This window comes from Pseudomonas sp. G5001 (genome assembly GCF_013385475.1).
Lineage (GTDB): Bacteria > Pseudomonadota > Gammaproteobacteria > Pseudomonadales > Pseudomonadaceae > Aquipseudomonas.
Map to the genome: position 1 here is coordinate 350,744 of NZ_JACAPZ010000005.1, position 16,149 is coordinate 366,892.

Sequence of the window (16,149 nt, forward strand, 5' to 3'; positions counted from 1 at the left end):
GACGATGGCGGGGCGGGGCATTTTTATTTGTTTCCAAGATGGCTAAGTGCCTTGCCCCCGGACTCGCGCAGGACGAGACTGGAGCCAGGACCGATCGGGGGGGGGAAACTTGCGGTCCTTGGTCAAACAAAGCGTGTTTATTGAAACGATATTTGACGATTGAGCAATATCGTCTTCGCCAGCGTCTACAGTTGCACTGATAGAGCTTCGCGCTGACGGAAGGTGTACTGCACCAATGCCGGGCGATGAGGTCGAACTCCAGGCTATCCATTAGAGAGGGGGTGTTCGTATTGTGTATCAGCAAACCCTACGACGATGCCCGAAGGCAGCAGGCTTTGGGCGCGATTGAACAGGTCCGGGTAAATATTGGTGCCACTCTCGGGGCACTTTTTGCCGCTCGCGCTAGTCTTAGCGTGGATCGCCGTGACGGAAGTCACCGCACCTGTCTACGCTATCCTTGTGCGAGACTCACGCAGGAATCCAGCGCAATATGAATGTCCTGATCGTTGATGACGAACCCCAAGCCCGCGAGCGACTGAGCCGTTTGGTCAGTGAACTCGAGGGTTACAATGTCCTTGAGCCGAGCGCCACCAGTGGCGAGGAAGCCTTGGCCCTTATTGACAGCCTCAAGCCGGACGTCGTGTTGCTCGACATCCGCATGCCGGGCCTTGATGGCTTGCAGGTGGCTGCCCGCCTGAGCGAGCGAGAATCGCCGCCTTCGGTGGTGCTGTGCGCCTCCCAGGATGAGTTCTCTTCCGAGGCCCTGGATGCCAGCGGCGCCAGTTTCCTGGTCAAGCCGATCAATGCCGATGCGTTGCTTCGCGCCTTGAAAAAGGCCGAGCGTCCCAATCGTGTCCAACTGGCAGCCTTGACCCAGCCCGCAGCTCAGGGCGGCAATGGGCCACGCAGCCATATCAGCGCCCGTACCCGCAAGGGCATCGAGTTGATTCCCCTGGACCAGGTGGTCTACTTCATCGCCGATCACAAGTACGTGACCTTGCGTCACGAGGCTGGTGAAGTGCTGCTCGATGAGCCACTCAAGGCGTTGGAAGATGAATTTGGCGACCGCTTTGTGCGCATCCACCGCAATGCGCTGGTGGCCCGCGAGCGAATCGAGCGTCTGCAGCGCACGCCGCTTGGGCACTTTCAGCTGTTCCTGAAGGGCCTCAATGGCGACGCCCTGATCGTCAGCCGGCGCCATGTCGCCGGTGTGCGCAAGATGATGCAGCAGCTTTAGCCCGAGGGCTGACGCGAGCTTCACCGCCCATATCCCGGTGCGACGCGGCCAGGGAGGCCCCGCACTTGCTGATTCAAATCAAAGCGCATTTGCCTGAGCTGTTATTATCTGCCGTATCTATTCAGTACGGATTGATCCATGTCCTCTCGCGAAATCCGCATCGCCACCCGTAAAAGCGCCCTGGCCTTATGGCAGGCCGAGTACGTCAAAGCACGTCTTGAGCAGGCCCATCCCGACCTCAAGGTGTCCCTGGTGCCCATGGTCAGTCGCGGCGACAAGCTGCTTGATTCGCCATTGTCGAAAATCGGCGGCAAGGGCCTGTTCGTCAAGGAGCTGGAAACCGCGCTGCTGGAAAACGAAGCCGACATCGCCGTGCACTCGATGAAAGATGTGCCCATGGACTTCCCTGAAGGCCTGGGCCTGTTTTGCATCTGTGAGCGCGAAGACCCCCGCGACGCCTTCGTTTCCAATACCTATGCCTCCCTGGATGAGCTGCCGCTGGGCAGCGTCGTCGGCACCTCCAGCCTGCGTCGCCAAGCGCAGTTGCTGACCCGCCGCCCGGACCTGCAAATCCGCTTCCTGCGGGGCAACGTCAATACTCGCCTGGCCAAGCTCGACGCCGGTGAATATGACGCGATCATTCTCGCGGCAGCCGGCTTGATCCGCTTGGGCTTTGAAGACCGCATCACCTCGGCCATCAGCGTCGAAGACAGCTTGCCGGCCGGCGGGCAGGGCGCTGTGGGCATTGAATGCCGCACCGCCGACAGCGAAATTCATGCGCTGCTCAAGCCGCTGGATCACCAGGACACCGAAATTCGCGTCACCGCCGAACGTGCCCTGAACAAGCACCTCAACGGTGGCTGCCAGGTGCCGATCGCCTGTTACGCCGTGCTTGAGGGCGAGAACCTCTGGCTGCGTGGCCTGGTGGGCGACCCGAGTGGTGGGTTGTTGCTCACCGCAGAGATTCGCGGGCCGCAAAGCGAGGCCACCAGCCTGGGTATAAAGGTCGCCGAGGAACTGCTGGAAAAAGGCGCCGGTGCCATTCTGCAAGCGGTGTACGGCGAGGCCGGGCCGCAGTGATGCAATGGCGTGTGCTGCTGACGCGGCCTGCCGAGGAGTCGGCGGCCCTGGCGGCGACGTTATCCGAAGAAGGTATTTTCAGCAGCAGCCTGCCGTTGCTGGAGATTGAAGCGCTGCCTGTCACGCCTGAACAACAGGCGGTCTTTCGCGAGCTGGACCGCTATTGCGCGGTGATCGTGGTGAGCAAGCCGGCCGCGCGCCTGGGCTTGCAGTTGTTGGCTCAACACTGGCCGCAACCGCCGGCGTTACCGTGGTTCAGTGTCGGCGCTGCTACGGCGCAGGTGTTGGCCGAGCATGGCCTTGATGTCAGTTATCCCCACGACGGCGACGACAGTGAAGCCTTGCTTGAACTGGTCGCCTTGCGCGAGGCTATCTCGAAGCCCGGCGCCCGGGTGCTGATCCTGCGGGGCGAGGGCGGGCGAGAGCTGCTGGCTGAGCGTTTACGCGAGCAAGGTGCTAGTGTCGACTATCTGAAGTTGTATCGCCGTTTCCTGCCGGACTACGACCGTGCAACGCTGACCCAGCGCATAAACGTGGAACGCTTGAACGGCGTGGTGGTCAGCAGTGGGCAGGGTTTTTTACACCTGCAAGCGCTGGCCGGTACAGATTGGCCCCAGGTGGCACAGCTGCCGTTGTTCGTGCCCAGCCCGCGAGTCGCCGAGATGGCGCGTGCCGCTGGCGCGCAAGAAGTTGTGGATTGTCGTGGCGCCAGTGCCGCGGCTTTGTTAGTGGCGTTACGGAGTGTTTCCGTTCCCACTCTCTAATACGCAAAGGATGGATACGTGAGCGAAACAGCCTTGCCTAAAGATGAAGCTCAGCCCGCGCTTGATGCGCCTGTTGAGACACCGGTCACCGCCGCCCCGCGCCGTGGCAACGGCCTGGCCATCGTGGCCTTGTTGCTCGGCGCCGCCGGCGTTGCCGCCGGTGGCTGGGGGATCTGGCAGGTCCGCGCACTGCAGGCGAGCAGCCAGCAACAGCTGGGCCAAGTGCAAACCCTGGACGACCAATCCCAGAGCCTAAAGCAGAGCCAGCAGCAGCTATCGGCCCGTCTGGGGCAACTGCCCGGCGCCGATGAGCTGGAAGAGCGTCGCCGGCTGGTGGCGCAATTGCAGGGTGATCAACAACGCCTGAGCCAGCGCCTGGAAACCGTGCTGGGGGCCAGCCGCCAGGACTGGCGCCTGGCCGAGGCCGAGCACTTGATCCGCCTGGCCAGCCTGCGTCTTTCCGCCTTGCAGGACATCAACAGTGCCCAGGCACTGGTCCAGGGCGCTGACGAAATCCTCCGCGAACAAAGTGACCCTGGCTCCTACGCCGCCCGTGAGCAGTTGGCCAAGAGCCTCGCCGCGTTGCGCAATATCGAACAGCCCGACCGTACCGGGCTGTACCTGCAACTGGCGGCATTGCGCGATCAGGTCGTGCAGTTGGCGGCCATCGCGCCGGAATACCAACTCCCTGAAGCGGCCAATGATGGGCGTCCGACCACCGACACGGACAGCCGTTGGAGTCAGTGGTGGGCGCAGATCTCGCGGTATTTCCGCATCGACTTCAATCCTGATGACAACATTCGCCCGCTCCTGGCAGGGCAAGGCCTGAACCAGGTGCGCCTGGCCCTGAGCCTTGCGCTGGAGCAGGCGCAATGGGCGGCGCTCAACGGCGAGCCGGCGGTGTACAGCCGATCCCTGGGCGAGGCCCGCAGCGTGTTGCAGGACAACTTCAATCAAGACAACCCGCAAAGCAAAGCCATGCTGGCCCGTATTGCCGAGCTTGAGCCCAAGGCCGTCTCGGTGGTCACGCCGGACCTGGCCGCTAGCCTGGCTGCCGTGCAGGCTTACCTTGACCGTCGCCACCTGTCTGCCGAGGAAGCCAAGGCTTCCGCTGGCAAGCCGGCGACCCAGGAGTAAAGCCGATGAAGCGCTTCTATGTGATCCTGGTGCTGGCGATTGCGATCGCCCTGGCACTGGCCGTGGGCATTTCGAAACATACCGGCTACGTGCTGATTACCTATCCCCATGTGCTGCATTACGAGTCCGGGCTGTGGTCGACGCTGGTGGCGTTGTTTGCCATCGGCCTGGTGATCTATTTGGCCAGGGTGCTGGTGGGCCTGGTGCTGACCTCGGGTGGCGTGGTCAATCCGTGGTCGCGGCGCAACCGCAGCCGTCGGGTCCAGGTTGCCATCGAGCAGGGCCAGATGGACCTCGCCGAAGGGCGCTGGGCCAGTGCCGAGCGTCACTTGCACCGTGCGGCCGAAGCCGAACGCCAGCCATTGCTCTACTACCTCGGCGCCGCCCGTGCGGCCAACGAACAGGGCCGTTATGAGGAAGCGGATGGCCTGCTGGAACGCGCGCTTGAGCGCCAGCCCCAGGCCGAACTGGCGGTAGCCTTGAGCCATGCGCAGTTGCAGATGGACCGCGGTGACACCGATGGCGCCCTGGTCACCCTGCAGGCCATGCATGAGCGTCATCCGCATAACGTCCAGGTATTGCGCCAACTGCAGCGGCTGTATCAACAGCGTGGCGATTGGTCTTCGGTAATCCGGCTGTTGCCGGAGTTGCGCAAGGACAAGGTGTTGCCGCCTGCCGAGTTGGCCGACCTGGAGCGACGCGCCTGGGGCGAGAACCTGACCCTGGCTGCCCAGCGCGAAGAGCAGGGCGAGGCCGGGCAGCAATCCTTGGAGCTGGCCTGGCAACAACTGACTTCGGCCCAGCGCCAGGAGCCGCAACTGGTGCTGGCGTACGCCGAACAACTGCGCCAGTTGGGCGCGGACGCCAAGGCCGAAGAAGTGCTGCGCGGTGCCCTCAAGCGCGAGTACGACAGTCATCTGATCCGGCTCTACGGGCTGCTGCGTGGCAGCGATCCGGCGAAGCAGTTGAAGTTCGCCGAAGGCTGGCTCAAGGACCATCCAGGCGATGCCAGCCTGCTGCTGACCCTGGGGCGCCTGTGCCTGCAAAACAGCTTGTGGGGTAAGGCGCGGGATTACCTTGAAAGCAGCCTGCAGGTGCAGCGCAACCCTGAGGCCTGCGCCGAGCTGGCACGCCTGCTGGCGCAGTTGGGCGACACCGAGCGCAGCAACCAGTTGTTCCAGGAAGGCCTGGGCTTGCTGGACAAGCGTTTGCTGGCGTCACCGTTGCCGGTGCCGGCACGGGTTTGAAGTAGGAAACATAGTAAGGGTTGCCTCAGAATTGTCTGGTGGCCAACCCTTCAATAACGCCCAATAGCTGTAGTCAATACGGCTTGTAGTAAACTCCTACGTAGACGCGCGTTTAATCGCTCGCCTTCTGACGGGATATCCCTACGCTCTCGCGGAATCGTCTGCTCTGGCGCGTATTGAAAGGGGTAAGGTCTTTCCTCTACCGTAACTACCTATCTCTTGCGTTGCGGATAAACAATGTCTTTGGCCCCCTCACGCTCCCTGTTCCTCCTGGCGTTCCTGGCTGGTGCGCTGACGCTGGGCGCGTCCTTTTACCTGGAATACGCCGCGTTTTTGCGGCCTTGTTTCCTGTGCCAGGTGCAACGAATTCTTGTGGCTGCCTTCACGCTGATCAATCTCGTGGCGGCGATTCATGGGCCGAAGCGGTCCGGGATCTACCTGTATTGGGCGGCGAGCATGGGGTGTGCAGTGCTGGGCGCCATTACCGCCGTACGCCAGGTGCTGCTGCAAAATACGCCGCCGGAACAGTTGCCTGCCTGTTGGCCCGGCCTTCAATCCATGATCGAGAACCTGTCGCTGAGAGAGACGTTGGCCTTGATCTTCAAGGGCACCGTCGACTGCGTGGAAATCAACTGGACGCTGTTCGACTTGAGTATTCCCGAGTGGAGCCTGCTGTTCTTCGTAGCGATGCTGATCCTTGGCATCGCGCAGTTCTCGCGGTTGCTGCTGAGCCAGCGTTTTGGCCTTGCACGGCACTGACAGGTAACCGCAGGTTGTAGGAAGGGATTAAACACTTGTATGAACTTTCTCTCCTGCGTACCTTGATGACATAGTCGTGCGGGCATAATCTGGCCCGCACGCGTTATTGAAACAGACTGTTCGATGCACCTTTGCCCGGTTGCCGCTTTAACCTTGAAGTGTTGCGCGGGCAGCGTGCGGCGCCCCTATAGGGAAGAGAGATCATCATGCTGGAAAGTTGTCAGAATGCTCAGGAACGCTGGGGTGGGGTGCACAAACTGATCGATGGTTGGTTGAAAGCGCGTCACGAACTGGTTCGGGCCTTTGATGCTCTCGGTGCCAAGCCCGAAGCGCTCAGCGAGAACCGCAAGCCGTTGCAGGAATTCTGCGGCGTATTGGTGGACTACGTATCGGCGGGGCACTTCGGTGTCTACGAGCAGTTGACCAAAGAGGCCGAGGCTTTCGACGATCAACGTGGCCTCGATTTGGCGGAGACGATTTACCCGCGCATCGATGTCATCACCGAGAAGCTGCTGGCGTTCAACGACCTGTGTGATGCCGGCCAGTGCGTTGCAGAAAAATTCAAAGAGCTGGGTGGTTTGCTTCACGAGCGTTTCGAGCTGGAAGATTGCCTGATCGAAGTGCTGCACAACGCTCACAAGGAAGAGTTGACGGCTAAGGCCTGACTCCCCCCGACACAAGAAAACGGTGCGCATTGCGCACCGTTTTTCGTTTGGGCTCAGGCGCCCGCCTTGAGCAATTCGATCTCGAATACCAGCGGCGTATAAGGCGGGATCAGTTCGCCTGCGCCATCAGCGCCATAGGCTTGGTCGGATGGAATCACCAAGCGCCACTTCGCGCCCACCGGCATCTGTTGCAACGCACTGCGCCAGCCACTGATCACACTGTCCAGGCGAAACCACTGAGGTTGTGTGCTCTTGTCGAAGACGGTCCCGTCGGGTAACCGCCCAACATAATTCACTTGCACGCGATCATCGGCCGCCGGTTTCTTCCCGCTGCCAGGGGTCAGTTCGGTCAGCAGGATGCCGTCTGCCAATTCACGCACACCACTTTTGGATTTTTCACTGGCTAAAAATTGTTGCTCGGCAGCGAGTGCCTTTTCACTTTGTGGCGCTCGATTGTCCGGCGCGTTTTGTGCTTCGTGCTGGGCAAGGATCTGTTCGATGCGTGTGTCGTCCAGGGCCAGTGGCTTACCTTGATAGGCCTGTTTGAGTCCGTCGATCAGCGCCTCTACCTGCAACCCAGGCATCTCCTGGCGCAGGCGCTCACCCAGGCTCGCGCCCAGGCTGTAGGCCAGGTCGTGGTCATCTTTGGAGGGGGATTTCTCGCTTGCGTTGGCCACGCAAAGCACCACGCTCAACACTAAAAAAAGGTAACGCGACATGGGCGTTCTCCAGCCGAAAGTGCGATGGATTATGCCAGTGTGAATGCTTAAAAAGTGGCGTGGATTTTCGTTATATCAATAAGAATTTTCGTGCGGTGCAACGCAAGCCAATCGATACTGTCAACATGCCCTAGCGGCGGTAAGAGCAGAGGGCTAGTATGAGCCGCACCCACGTCAGCCAGGAGGTAAACCATGTCGGCCAAACAGAAGCCTGTAAATACCCCGTTGCATTTGCTCCAACAACTTTCGGGCAGCCTGCTCGAACATTTGGAAAGCGCTTGTTCACAAGCCTTGGCTGATGCTGAGAAGTTGCTCGCCAAGCTTGAAAAACAACGCGGCAAAGCTCAGGAAAAACTGCACAAATCCCGCACCAAACTGCAAGGCGCAGCGACCGCTGGCAAAGCCAAGGCACAAGCCAAGGCCAAGGACGCCGTCAAAGAACTTGAGGACTTGCTCGACGCCCTCAAGGATCGTCAATCCGAAACCCGCACCTACATTTCCCAACTCAAGCGTGATGCTTCCGAGAGCCTGAAATTGGCTCAGGGTGTTGGTCGTGTGAAGGAAGCTGTAGGCAAAGTGCTGAGCACCCGTGCTCCGGCTAAGGCCGTTGCAGCCAGCGCAGCGAAAAAACCAGCCAGCAAGGCAGTCGCTGCCAAGGCACCTGCAAAAGCTGCGGCCAAGCCTGCGGCAAAAGCACCGGCTAAATCGGCTGCCAAACCAGCGGCTAAAACTGCTGCTGCAAAACCAGCTGCCAAGCCAGCTGCTAAAACCGCTGCTGCAAAACCAGCTGCCAAACCAGCCGCTAAAACCGCTGCTGCAAAACCAGCTGCAAAACCAGCCGCTAAAGCCGCTGCTGCAAAACCAGCTGCCAAACCAGCCGCTAAAACCGCTGCTGCAAAACCAGCCGCCAAGCCAGCTGCTAAAACCGCTGCTGCAAAACCAGCTGCCAAGCCAGCTGCTAAAACCGCTGCTGCGAAACCAGCTGCGAAGCCAGCCGCTAAACCCGCTGCTGCAAAACCTGCCGCGAAGCCAGCTGCTAAAACTGCTGCTGCAAAACCAGCTGCGAAGCCAGCCGCTAAACCTGCTGCTGCAAAACCAGCTGCGAAGCCAGCCGCTAAAACTGCTGCTGCAAAACCAGCTGCGAAGCCAGCCGCTAAACCTGCTGCTGCAAAACCAGCCGCGAAGCCGGCCGCTAAACCTGCTGCTGCGAAACCAGCTGCCAAGCCGGCCGCCAAACCTGCTGCTGCCAAACCAGCCGCGAAACCTGCCGCCGCCAAGCCAGCACCAGCCAAACCAGCTACTCCAGCTGCGAAGCCTGCGACCCCGGCTGCACCTGCTGCCAGCACCACAGCGCCAACCGCTCCGGCCAGCAGCACGCCTGCACCGGCAGCGCCAAGCGTCACCCCAACCAGCGCTTCCTAAGTGCCGGTAACCGCGGCGCGCAGCTGATGCAGCGCGTCGTGGTCAAGGTTGGCGGCTTCGGCCGCCAGTCCTTCAACCCATGCTTGATGATTCACCTCGGCCATCGGCCAACGCTGCGCCACACCTTCCAGGCGTGATAGCAGCAGCCTTTCTGCATCCAATTCCAAAGCCTTGACCCGCTCCCGTAACGCTCCCAGCTCAACATCCTGCTGCGCCATGGCCCGCCATCGCGTGCGTACTTGCCGCAGCGGTTCAACCACCTCCGCCTGCCACGGCCCGGCGATCTGCCGCAGTGCCTGCAAGCGCGACGTTTCCGGCGCCACACCCCGCTGCTCCAGCCACAACCCGCACAACACCAGGCACACATCAGCCCCTTGCGCCTGCAAGCGCAGGCACGCGTCCTCGACGCCCGAGCGGGCGTAGGTCGAGAGGGCAAAGCTCCACAGGTCAGCGCACATATTCACACCCAAGCCAGCGGCCAACGAAGCTGGTAGACTCCGCCGCCATTATGATCCGACTTCAAAGCCTAACATTACAGCGTGGCCCGCAACGTCTTCTCGAAGACGCCGAGCTGACCCTGCACGCCGGTCACAAAGCCGGCCTGATCGGTGCCAACGGCGCCGGCAAATCCACGTTGTTCGCCTTGCTGCTGGGTGAGCTGACTCCCGACTCCGGGGATTGTCTGCTGCCGGCCGACTGGCGCATCGCCCATATGCGCCAGGAGATCGACACCCTCGACCGCATTGCGATCGACTACGTGCTCGATGGCGACCTGCGCCTGCGCCAGGTGCAACACGACCTCGCCGAGGCCGAGAAAGCCCAGGACGGCGCCGCACAGGCCCGCCTGCACTCGGAACTGGACAGCGCCGACGGCTACACCGCCGACGCGCGTGCGCGCAAGATGCTTGCCGGCCTTGGCTTTACCAACGAACAGATGGACCGCCCGGTCGCCGACTTTTCCGGTGGCTGGCGCATGCGCCTGAACCTGGCCCAGGCGCTGATGTGCCCCTCGGACCTGTTGCTGCTCGATGAACCGACCAACCACTTGGACCTCGATGCGATCCTGTGGCTGGAAGACTTCCTGAAAAGCTACCCGGGCACCTTGCTGCTGATTTCCCACGACCGGGATTTCCTCGACGCCGTGGTGGACAACATTGCCCACGTCGACCAGAAGAAAATCACCCTGTACCGCGGCGGCTACAGCGCCTTCGAACGCGCCCGTGCCGAACGCCTGGCCCAGCAACAGCAGGCCTACGAGAAGCAGCAGGCGCAGCGCGCGCACATGGAAAGCTACATCGCCCGGTTCAAGGCCCAGGCCACCAAGGCCCGTCAGGCCCAGAGCCGGATCAAGGCCCTGGAGCGCATGGAAGAACTGTCGGCGGCCCACGTCGATTCACCGTTCGACTTTGTGTTCCGCGAATCGGTGAAAATCTCCAGCCCGCTGCTGGACCTTTCCGATGCCCGCCTGGGCTATGGCGACAAGACCATCCTCGAGAAGGTCAAGTTGCAGCTCACCCCTGGCGCGCGGATCGGCCTGCTTGGCCCCAACGGCGCGGGCAAGTCGACCTTGATCAAAAACCTCTCGGGCGAATTGCAGCCCCTGGCCGGTCGCCTGGTGCGCGGTGAGAACCTGGTGGTGGGCTACTTCGCCCAGCACCAGCTGGACTCCCTCGACGCCAAGGCCAGCCCGCTGCTGCACCTGCAGCGCCTGGCGCCGACCGAACGCGAACAGACCCTGCGGGACTTCCTCGGTGGTTTCGACTTCCGTGGTGCGCGCATTGACGAGCCGGTGCTGAATTTCTCCGGTGGCGAAAAGGCCCGCCTGGCCCTGGCCCTGATCGCCTGGGACCGGCCAAACCTGTTGCTGCTCGACGAACCGACCAACCACCTCGACCTGGAAATGCGCCTGGCGTTGACCATGGCCCTGCAGGAATTCAGCGGCGCGGTACTGGTGGTGTCTCACGATCGCCACCTGCTCAAGAGCACCACGGATAACTTCCTGCTGGTGGCTGACGGCAAGGTCGAGGAATTCGACGGCGACCTGGAAGACTATGCCCGTTGGCTGTCGGACTACCGCCTGCGCAACGCGCCGGTCAGCAACACGCCGGTCAACCCGGACAAGACCGACAAGAAGGCCCAGCGCCAGGCCGCGGCTGCATTGCGTCAGCAACTGGCCCCGCACAAGCGTGAAGCGGACAAGCTGGAAGCCGAATTGGGCAAGATCCACGAGAAGCTGGCGAAGATCGAAACCAGCCTGGGTGACAGCGCCGTCTACGAGCCGGCCCGCAAGGATGAATTGCGCGACCTGCTGGCCGAACAGGCCAAGCTCAAGGTACGTGAAGCGCAGTTGGAGGAGACCTGGATGGAAGCCCTCGAACTGCTGGAATCCTTGCAAGCGGAGCTGGAGGCGCTGTCCTGATGGAAGCGCTGCAACTGCCGCTGCCGGCCCAATGGATCGCGCCGATCTGGGTGGCCGTACAGATTCTGCTGATCCTGTTGGCTGGCTACTTCGCCCAGCGTTTCGTCGCCAAATGCCTGAACCGCCTGGGGGAACGTTATCCGTTCCCGCCGCAGTTGCTGATGCCGCTGCGCGGCGGCCTGCGCTGGCTGATCATGGGCAGCGCGCTGATCTTCGTGCTGGAGCGCCTGGGCGTCTCTGCCACGGTGTTGTGGACGGCGTTGTCGGGTTTTGTGGCGGTGGCTGCGGTCGCGTTCTTCGCCATGTGGTCGGTGTTGTCCAACCTGCTGTGCGCCATCCTGATCTTCACCGTCGGGCCGTTCCGCCTGGGCGATGTGGTCGAGTTGGTGGACACCGTCGACAAGCCCGGCGTCAAAGGCCGGGTGGTGGCGATCAACCTGCTCTACACCACGCTGATCGAAGTGGAAGAGGCCGGTACCGGCAGTGTCATGGTGCAAGTGCCCAACAGCCTGTTCTTCCAGCGCTCGGTGCGCCGTTGGCGCGGCAGCGACGTGCTGCCTTAACCTGTGGCGAGGGAGCTTGCTCCCGCTGGGCTGCGTAGCAGCCCCAAAAAAAGCCGGGAGCGCTACGCACTCCAGCGGGAGCAAGCTCCCTCGCCACAGCAAGCCCCCTCGCCACAAAGGCGCACCCCAAAATTTTTCTAGCCATTTCTCAGCCGGCAGCGTTAGTTTAGAAACATTCAGCAAACTAAGCTCTGAGGTGTGTAATGGCGCTCGACACATGGCTGGCCTTTTTCCTGGCCAGTTGGATCATCAGTCTTTCCCCTGGCGCCGGTGCCATTGCGTCGATGTCCAGCGGCCTGCAATACGGTTTCCTGCGTGGTTACTGGAACGCCCTGGGCCTGCAATTGGGCCTGGCGATGCAGATTGCCGTGGTCGCCGGTGGCCTGGGGGCGATTCTTGCCGCATCCTCCACCGCGTTTTATGCGATCAAATGGTTTGGCGTAGCGTACCTGGTGTACCTGGCCATCAAGCAATGGCGCGCGCTGCCAACCGACCTGAGCGATGACGCGGCGATTCGCCCGATCGGCAAGCCGATGGCGATGATGTTCCGCGGGTTCCTGGTCAACGCCAGCAACCCCAAGGCCCTGGTGTTCATGCTGGCCGTGCTGCCGCAGTTCGTGAACCCGCAGGCGCCGCTGCTGAACCAATACCTGATCCTGGGCGCGACCATGATCTGCGTGGACATGATCGTGATGGCCGGCTACACCGGGCTGGCGTCGAAAGTGTTGCGCCTGTTGCGCACACCGAAGCAGCAGAAACGCATGAACCGTACGTTTGCTGGCTTGTTCGTTGGGGCGGCGGGGTTCCTGGCCAGCTTGCATCGCGCAACGGCTTAACTGACGAAACCGGATCAAAAATGTGGGAGCGGGCTTGCCTGCGAATAGCATCACCCTGGTGTAACTGATACACCGAGGCGTCTGCATCGCAGGCAAGCCAGCTCCCACATTTGTTTTGTGTTGCCCGTGCGTTTGGTGATCAGCGCAGGATCTTCGGCGCTTCATCCCGTGGCAGGTTATTGCGCAATGCAGGCTGTCCAGGTGCTTCCTGATAACCACCGCCGAGTTGTTCGGCCAACTGCCGCGCCACATCCTCGCCCAACGCCTTCGACACTTCCCGCACCACGCGAGGCCGGTTCAGGCTCACGCGCACGTCACGGTTGTTCACCAGCTTGGTGTCCTGGCCTTCGCCCATGGCGGTAAACGCCGAGGTGATCTCAAAGGTGCGGGTGTTGATCAGGCTGAAATCCGCCACCAGCGTCAGGCCCAGCACCGCCGAGTAGCTGTTGGTGTGGTCCAGCGCGTTGATGTCCTGGGTGAAGTCGATATCCGACAAGGTGCCGAACAGCACGTAGTCCGCACCCTTGAAGTTACCGGCCTTGATCCGCTTGATCACGTCATACACATCGCCCTTGGCGTCCGCGGTGTAAGGCGTGCCCTGCACCAGCTGGAACTGCCGCGACTTGAGGATTTCCCCCTTGATGTCGCCGCTGAACTTGCGCAGCTCGGTCTGCTCGATGTAGCTGGTACGACTTTCGTATTCGCTGTAGCTCGAGGCGCCGCTGGCGTTGTAGGCGCTGGCCTGGAAATTATTGCTGGCCGCGACCTGGTGGATGTACTCCTCCACGCGAGCCTCGTAGGCCAGGTCGGTTACCGCGATCTTCGGTGCGGCCGAGGCGCCAAAGGCGCACAGCAGGCCGATCATGCCGATCCATGCACGCATTGCTTAGCGCTCCGTGGTCTTGCGGATTTCTTTTTCGTCCATCCATTCGGCCAGGCCGCTTTCGACGTCGACCAGTTGCAGGCTGAACTTGTAGAACACGTCCTTGTAGTCCGAGCTGCGCTTGACGATGGAGCTGATGGAGCCTTCCAGGCGGTACTTGGCGGCGACCATGTTGCCGGTCTTGCTGACGGTCGACTTCTTGTACAGGCCGCTCTGGTTCTGCAGCTTCAGTTGGTCGACCTGGCTTTGCATGTCGGTGTTGTCGCTGGCGAAGCGGGCGGTGCCGGTCTTCATCAGCTGGGTCTTGATCGACGTGGTGATCTCGCGGGTATCGATGTACTCGCTGGTTTTGTTCTTCACGTCATACACCTGCACCACCGGGCGGCCTTGCAGGATGCCGGACTGGGCCAGGGAGCGGGTCATGCTTTCGGCGATCATCTGCAGGTCGGTGGAGCCGAACTCGTTGGTCACCAGTTCCACGGCCTTGCTGTCGCCGTAGCTGATGTTTTTACCGCCCAGGACTGGCGAGGTGTTGGCGCAGCCGCTGGCCAGGACGGCCACCACGGCGAGGAACGAGAAGCGTGCAAACATGGGGATGTCTCTCTGAAACTGAATGAGTGGGTGGATCAAGGCGTCTTCACTTCAAGGCGGAAGTCGGCAGCCTGGGGCAGGTTGGCGATCGCCGGCAGGAAGGTCGCCTGGTTTGCGTAGAGGTTCAGCACCTTCCAGGTCTCTTCATCACCCACCGGGAAACCGTCGGCACCCAGCCAGGCGAAGCGGTAATACATCATCTGGTTGCTGCTGGTGATGTTGCTCAACTGCACCTTGGCGGTCAGGAAGCCGTTTTCCCGGGCGACCCGGATGGCGCCGACGGCGATGCCCTTGAACTTGCCCATCACCACGATCTTGCTCGCGGCGCTTCCGGGTTCCGGCGGTGGCGGGGTGGCGCAACCGGCCAGCAGGATCAGCGCCAGGGCGCCGAGGATGAAATGACGCATAGCGTGCTCCTTAAGGTTGTTTGAGAGTGGCGACGGCCTGGGGCGGATTGTTCTGCACCACGTGGGCTGCAAGACCGCCGGCGAAGACCTGGTTGCCGACCACGCGCAGGGTGATCACCTGGTAGCGCTGATCGGCCTTGACCGTCACCAGCGTGCCGCCCAGGGCGTTGGGCAGGCTGACCTGGTGCTCGCCGTGCTTGAGGCGCAGGCGTGTCACCTGGGTCATGTCCGGCAGGGTGCGCCAGGTGCGGGTGTCGGCGCCTTCGGTGACGGCCGAGGCAATACCGAGTACCAGGCCCGCCATCGGGTTGGTCTTGTTCAGGTTGTTCTGGGTGATGCCGCGAGTGACGGCGCGCACGGTGGTGCGCAGGATGATCCCCGGCATGTCATCCCGCAGGGCGCGGCGGGACATGGCGGTGGTGCTGTTGAGGGCAGTGAGGTTCTGTTGCCGGCCGTCGACACCGATCTGGGCGAAGGGCGCGGTCGAGGTGTCGGGCTTGATCACCGGGAACGACAGTGGCGTGATCACCAGGTGGCCGTCGATGGGGATCGGCAACGGCAGGCGAATCGAGTCGCGGGCCGGCGCCAGGCCGCTTTGCACCACGATCAGCACGTCAGTCTCGTCCGCACCGACCTTGGATTTGTCCAGGTCGAGCAGGGCCTGTTCCAGCAGTGGTGTGTTGGGGCGCAGTTCGGCGGCCTTGCGATAACCCGGTGCGGCCAGGTCTTTTTCGCCCAGGGCTTCGTAGACGAAGCCGGCCAGATAGTGGCTGAACGCGCTCTGGTAGCTGTTCTTCAGGCCTACCACTTCAGGGGCGTTGAGGCTTTCCACCGGGTAGCCGCGCAGGTCCTTGAACTGGGTCGCGATGCCCTGGCGCTCGGCCTCGTTTTCGCTCTTGAGGTATTCCTTGTCCCGCAGGTCGGCAATCACCGCTTCGCGTTCGTGGGTCTTCTTGATCTCGGTGCGGGCACCGTCGAAGTCATTCAGCGCCAGCAGGTTCAGGGCCATCTGGGTGGTCAGCATGACCTTTTCGTAGTCGTAGCCTTCGTAGCGGCGGACCTTGTCATTGACCAGGAAGGCGCCGAACTGCGCGAGGTACTTGTCGGTGTCGAACTTGACCGACTCTTCCCACTTGTAGACTTGCAGGTCGGCGCTGCGCCAGGCGACCTGGCTGCCGGTCAGGTCGCCCTTGGCGCGCAGCAACTCACCCTTTTCGAAGTAATAAAGAAGGTCCTTGTCGTCGCCGGTGTTGTTCTTCTCAAGCAGCGTCAGCGCGGCGTCGACGTTGCCGGTGGCCAACTGCTGATTGGTGGCTTGCAGCTCGGTGTCGTAGCTGCGAAACATCGAACAACCGGACAGCAAGGTCACTGCCGCGAGCGCGAGCGAGGTAAAGGCGCGAGATGCCATCGAAGAGCTTCT

17 protein-coding genes are annotated in these 16,149 nt (G+C 61.7%); 11 read left to right on the plus strand and 6 right to left on the minus strand.

Annotated elements, in window-relative coordinates; all coding sequences use genetic code 11:
* Positions 1-490 precede the first annotated feature (490 nt).
* The 7 genes from HX805_RS02970 (at position 491) to rsd (ending at position 6,889) form a co-directional block, all read left to right on the plus strand.
* Positions 491-1,237, plus strand: coding sequence for a LytTR family DNA-binding domain-containing protein (locus tag HX805_RS02970; protein WP_003208820.1), 747 nt, complete (start codon positions 491-493; stop codon positions 1,235-1,237).
* A 138-nt stretch (positions 1,238-1,375) separates the two neighbouring features.
* On the plus strand, positions 1,376-2,317 hold the full coding sequence (gene hemC / locus HX805_RS02975; RefSeq protein WP_177116593.1) for a hydroxymethylbilane synthase: 942 nt from the start codon (positions 1,376-1,378) through the stop codon (positions 2,315-2,317).
* Positions 2,314-3,081, plus strand: a complete 768-nt coding sequence (locus HX805_RS02980) for a uroporphyrinogen-III synthase (protein ID WP_177116594.1) — start codon at positions 2,314-2,316, stop codon at positions 3,079-3,081. Before hemC ends, HX805_RS02980 begins: the two co-directional genes overlap by 4 nt.
* Positions 3,082-3,099: 18 nt before the next feature.
* Positions 3,100-4,218 carry a uroporphyrinogen-III C-methyltransferase gene (locus HX805_RS02985; RefSeq protein WP_177116595.1) on the plus strand — a complete coding sequence of 373 codons (1,119 nt, stop codon included), beginning with the start codon at positions 3,100-3,102 and terminating at the stop codon, positions 4,216-4,218.
* Between the two features lie 5 nt (positions 4,219-4,223).
* Positions 4,224-5,465 carry a heme biosynthesis protein HemY gene (locus HX805_RS02990; RefSeq protein WP_177116596.1) on the plus strand — a complete coding sequence of 414 codons (1,242 nt, stop codon included), beginning with the start codon at positions 4,224-4,226 and terminating at the stop codon, positions 5,463-5,465.
* Between the two features lie 237 nt (positions 5,466-5,702).
* A complete protein-coding gene (locus HX805_RS02995) occupies positions 5,703-6,224 on the plus strand; it encodes a disulfide bond formation protein B (RefSeq protein WP_102604071.1) in 522 nt (173 codons plus the stop codon).
* A 206-nt stretch (positions 6,225-6,430) separates the two neighbouring features.
* Positions 6,431-6,889, plus strand: a complete 459-nt coding sequence (gene rsd / locus HX805_RS03000) for a sigma D regulator (protein ID WP_102604072.1) — start codon at positions 6,431-6,433, stop codon at positions 6,887-6,889.
* Positions 6,890-6,942: 53 nt separating this feature from the next.
* Here the strand turns inward: rsd and HX805_RS03005 are convergent, their stop codons facing one another.
* Positions 6,943-7,608, minus strand: coding sequence for an FKBP-type peptidyl-prolyl cis-trans isomerase (locus tag HX805_RS03005; RefSeq protein WP_008439319.1), 666 nt, complete (start codon positions 7,606-7,608; stop codon positions 6,943-6,945).
* A 192-nt stretch (positions 7,609-7,800) separates the two neighbouring features.
* Here HX805_RS03005 and HX805_RS03010 point away from each other — a divergent pair, with 192 nt between their 5' ends.
* Entirely contained in the window at positions 7,801-9,030 is a 1,230-nt protein-coding gene (locus tag HX805_RS03010; RefSeq protein WP_177116597.1) for an AlgP family protein, read from the plus strand.
* Here HX805_RS03010 and HX805_RS03015 read toward each other — a convergent pair.
* Positions 9,027-9,488 carry a TIGR02444 family protein gene (locus tag HX805_RS03015; RefSeq protein WP_177116598.1) on the minus strand — a complete coding sequence of 154 codons (462 nt, stop codon included), beginning with the start codon at positions 9,486-9,488 and terminating at the stop codon, positions 9,027-9,029. The genes HX805_RS03010 and HX805_RS03015 overlap by 4 nt on opposite strands.
* Before the next feature lie 50 nt (positions 9,489-9,538).
* Between HX805_RS03015 and HX805_RS03020 the strand changes: the two genes are divergently transcribed.
* From HX805_RS03020 to HX805_RS03030, 3 genes are all read left to right on the plus strand, one after another.
* Entirely contained in the window at positions 9,539-11,449 is a 1,911-nt protein-coding gene (locus HX805_RS03020) for an ATP-binding cassette domain-containing protein (RefSeq protein ID WP_003208841.1), read from the plus strand.
* A complete protein-coding gene (locus HX805_RS03025; protein ID WP_003208843.1) occupies positions 11,449-12,012 on the plus strand; it encodes a mechanosensitive ion channel family protein in 564 nt (187 codons plus the stop codon). Before HX805_RS03020 ends, HX805_RS03025 begins: the two co-directional genes overlap by 1 nt.
* Before the next feature lie 203 nt (positions 12,013-12,215).
* Positions 12,216-12,848, plus strand: a complete 633-nt coding sequence (locus tag HX805_RS03030; RefSeq protein WP_003208844.1) for a LysE family transporter — start codon at positions 12,216-12,218, stop codon at positions 12,846-12,848.
* A 139-nt stretch (positions 12,849-12,987) separates the two neighbouring features.
* On the opposite strand, the gene HX805_RS03035 is transcribed toward HX805_RS03030, so the two are convergent.
* From HX805_RS03035 to HX805_RS03050, 4 genes are read right to left on the minus strand one after another with little or no spacing between them, the layout of a single operon-like run.
* On the minus strand, positions 12,988-13,731 hold the full coding sequence (locus tag HX805_RS03035) for a penicillin-binding protein activator LpoB (RefSeq protein WP_087693297.1): 744 nt from the start codon (positions 13,729-13,731) through the stop codon (positions 12,988-12,990).
* Positions 13,732-13,734: 3 nt separating this feature from the next.
* On the minus strand, positions 13,735-14,322 hold the full coding sequence (gene lpoB, locus HX805_RS03040; protein ID WP_003214026.1) for a penicillin-binding protein activator LpoB: 588 nt from the start codon (positions 14,320-14,322) through the stop codon (positions 13,735-13,737).
* A gap of 35 nt (positions 14,323-14,357) precedes the next feature.
* Positions 14,358-14,729: a YcfL family protein gene (locus tag HX805_RS03045; RefSeq protein ID WP_003214024.1), complete on the minus strand. Its 372-nt coding sequence runs from the start codon at positions 14,727-14,729 to the stop codon at positions 14,358-14,360.
* A gap of 10 nt (positions 14,730-14,739) precedes the next feature.
* Positions 14,740-16,137, minus strand: a complete 1,398-nt coding sequence (locus HX805_RS03050; protein WP_003214023.1) for a COG3014 family protein — start codon at positions 16,135-16,137, stop codon at positions 14,740-14,742.
* Positions 16,138-16,149 lie beyond the last annotated feature (12 nt).

Coding starts and splice junctions, on each gene's coding strand:
- HX805_RS02970 (WP_003208820.1), top strand. CDS start 491: ATGAATGTCCTGATCGTTGATGACGAACCCCAAGCCCGCGAGCGACTG.
- HX805_RS03025 (WP_003208843.1), top strand. CDS start 11,449: ATGGAAGCGCTGCAACTGCCGCTGCCGGCCCAATGGATCGCGCCGATC.
- HX805_RS03050 (WP_003214023.1), bottom strand. CDS start 16,137: ATGGCATCTCGCGCCTTTACCTCGCTCGCGCTCGCGGCAGTGACCTTG.
- HX805_RS03035 (WP_087693297.1), bottom strand. CDS start 13,731: ATGCGTGCATGGATCGGCATGATCGGCCTGCTGTGCGCCTTTGGCGCC.
- HX805_RS03015 (WP_177116598.1), bottom strand. CDS start 9,488: ATGTGCGCTGACCTGTGGAGCTTTGCCCTCTCGACCTACGCCCGCTCG.
- HX805_RS02995 (WP_102604071.1), top strand. CDS start 5,703: ATGTCTTTGGCCCCCTCACGCTCCCTGTTCCTCCTGGCGTTCCTGGCT.
- lpoB (WP_003214026.1), bottom strand. CDS start 14,322: ATGTTTGCACGCTTCTCGTTCCTCGCCGTGGTGGCCGTCCTGGCCAGC.
- hemC (WP_177116593.1), top strand. CDS start 1,376: ATGTCCTCTCGCGAAATCCGCATCGCCACCCGTAAAAGCGCCCTGGCC.
- rsd (WP_102604072.1), top strand. CDS start 6,431: ATGCTGGAAAGTTGTCAGAATGCTCAGGAACGCTGGGGTGGGGTGCAC.
- HX805_RS03020 (WP_003208841.1), top strand. CDS start 9,539: ATGATCCGACTTCAAAGCCTAACATTACAGCGTGGCCCGCAACGTCTT.
- HX805_RS03005 (WP_008439319.1), bottom strand. CDS start 7,608: ATGTCGCGTTACCTTTTTTTAGTGTTGAGCGTGGTGCTTTGCGTGGCC.
- HX805_RS03010 (WP_177116597.1), top strand. CDS start 7,801: ATGTCGGCCAAACAGAAGCCTGTAAATACCCCGTTGCATTTGCTCCAA.
- HX805_RS03030 (WP_003208844.1), top strand. CDS start 12,216: ATGGCGCTCGACACATGGCTGGCCTTTTTCCTGGCCAGTTGGATCATC.
- HX805_RS02990 (WP_177116596.1), top strand. CDS start 4,224: ATGAAGCGCTTCTATGTGATCCTGGTGCTGGCGATTGCGATCGCCCTG.
- HX805_RS03045 (WP_003214024.1), bottom strand. CDS start 14,729: ATGCGTCATTTCATCCTCGGCGCCCTGGCGCTGATCCTGCTGGCCGGT.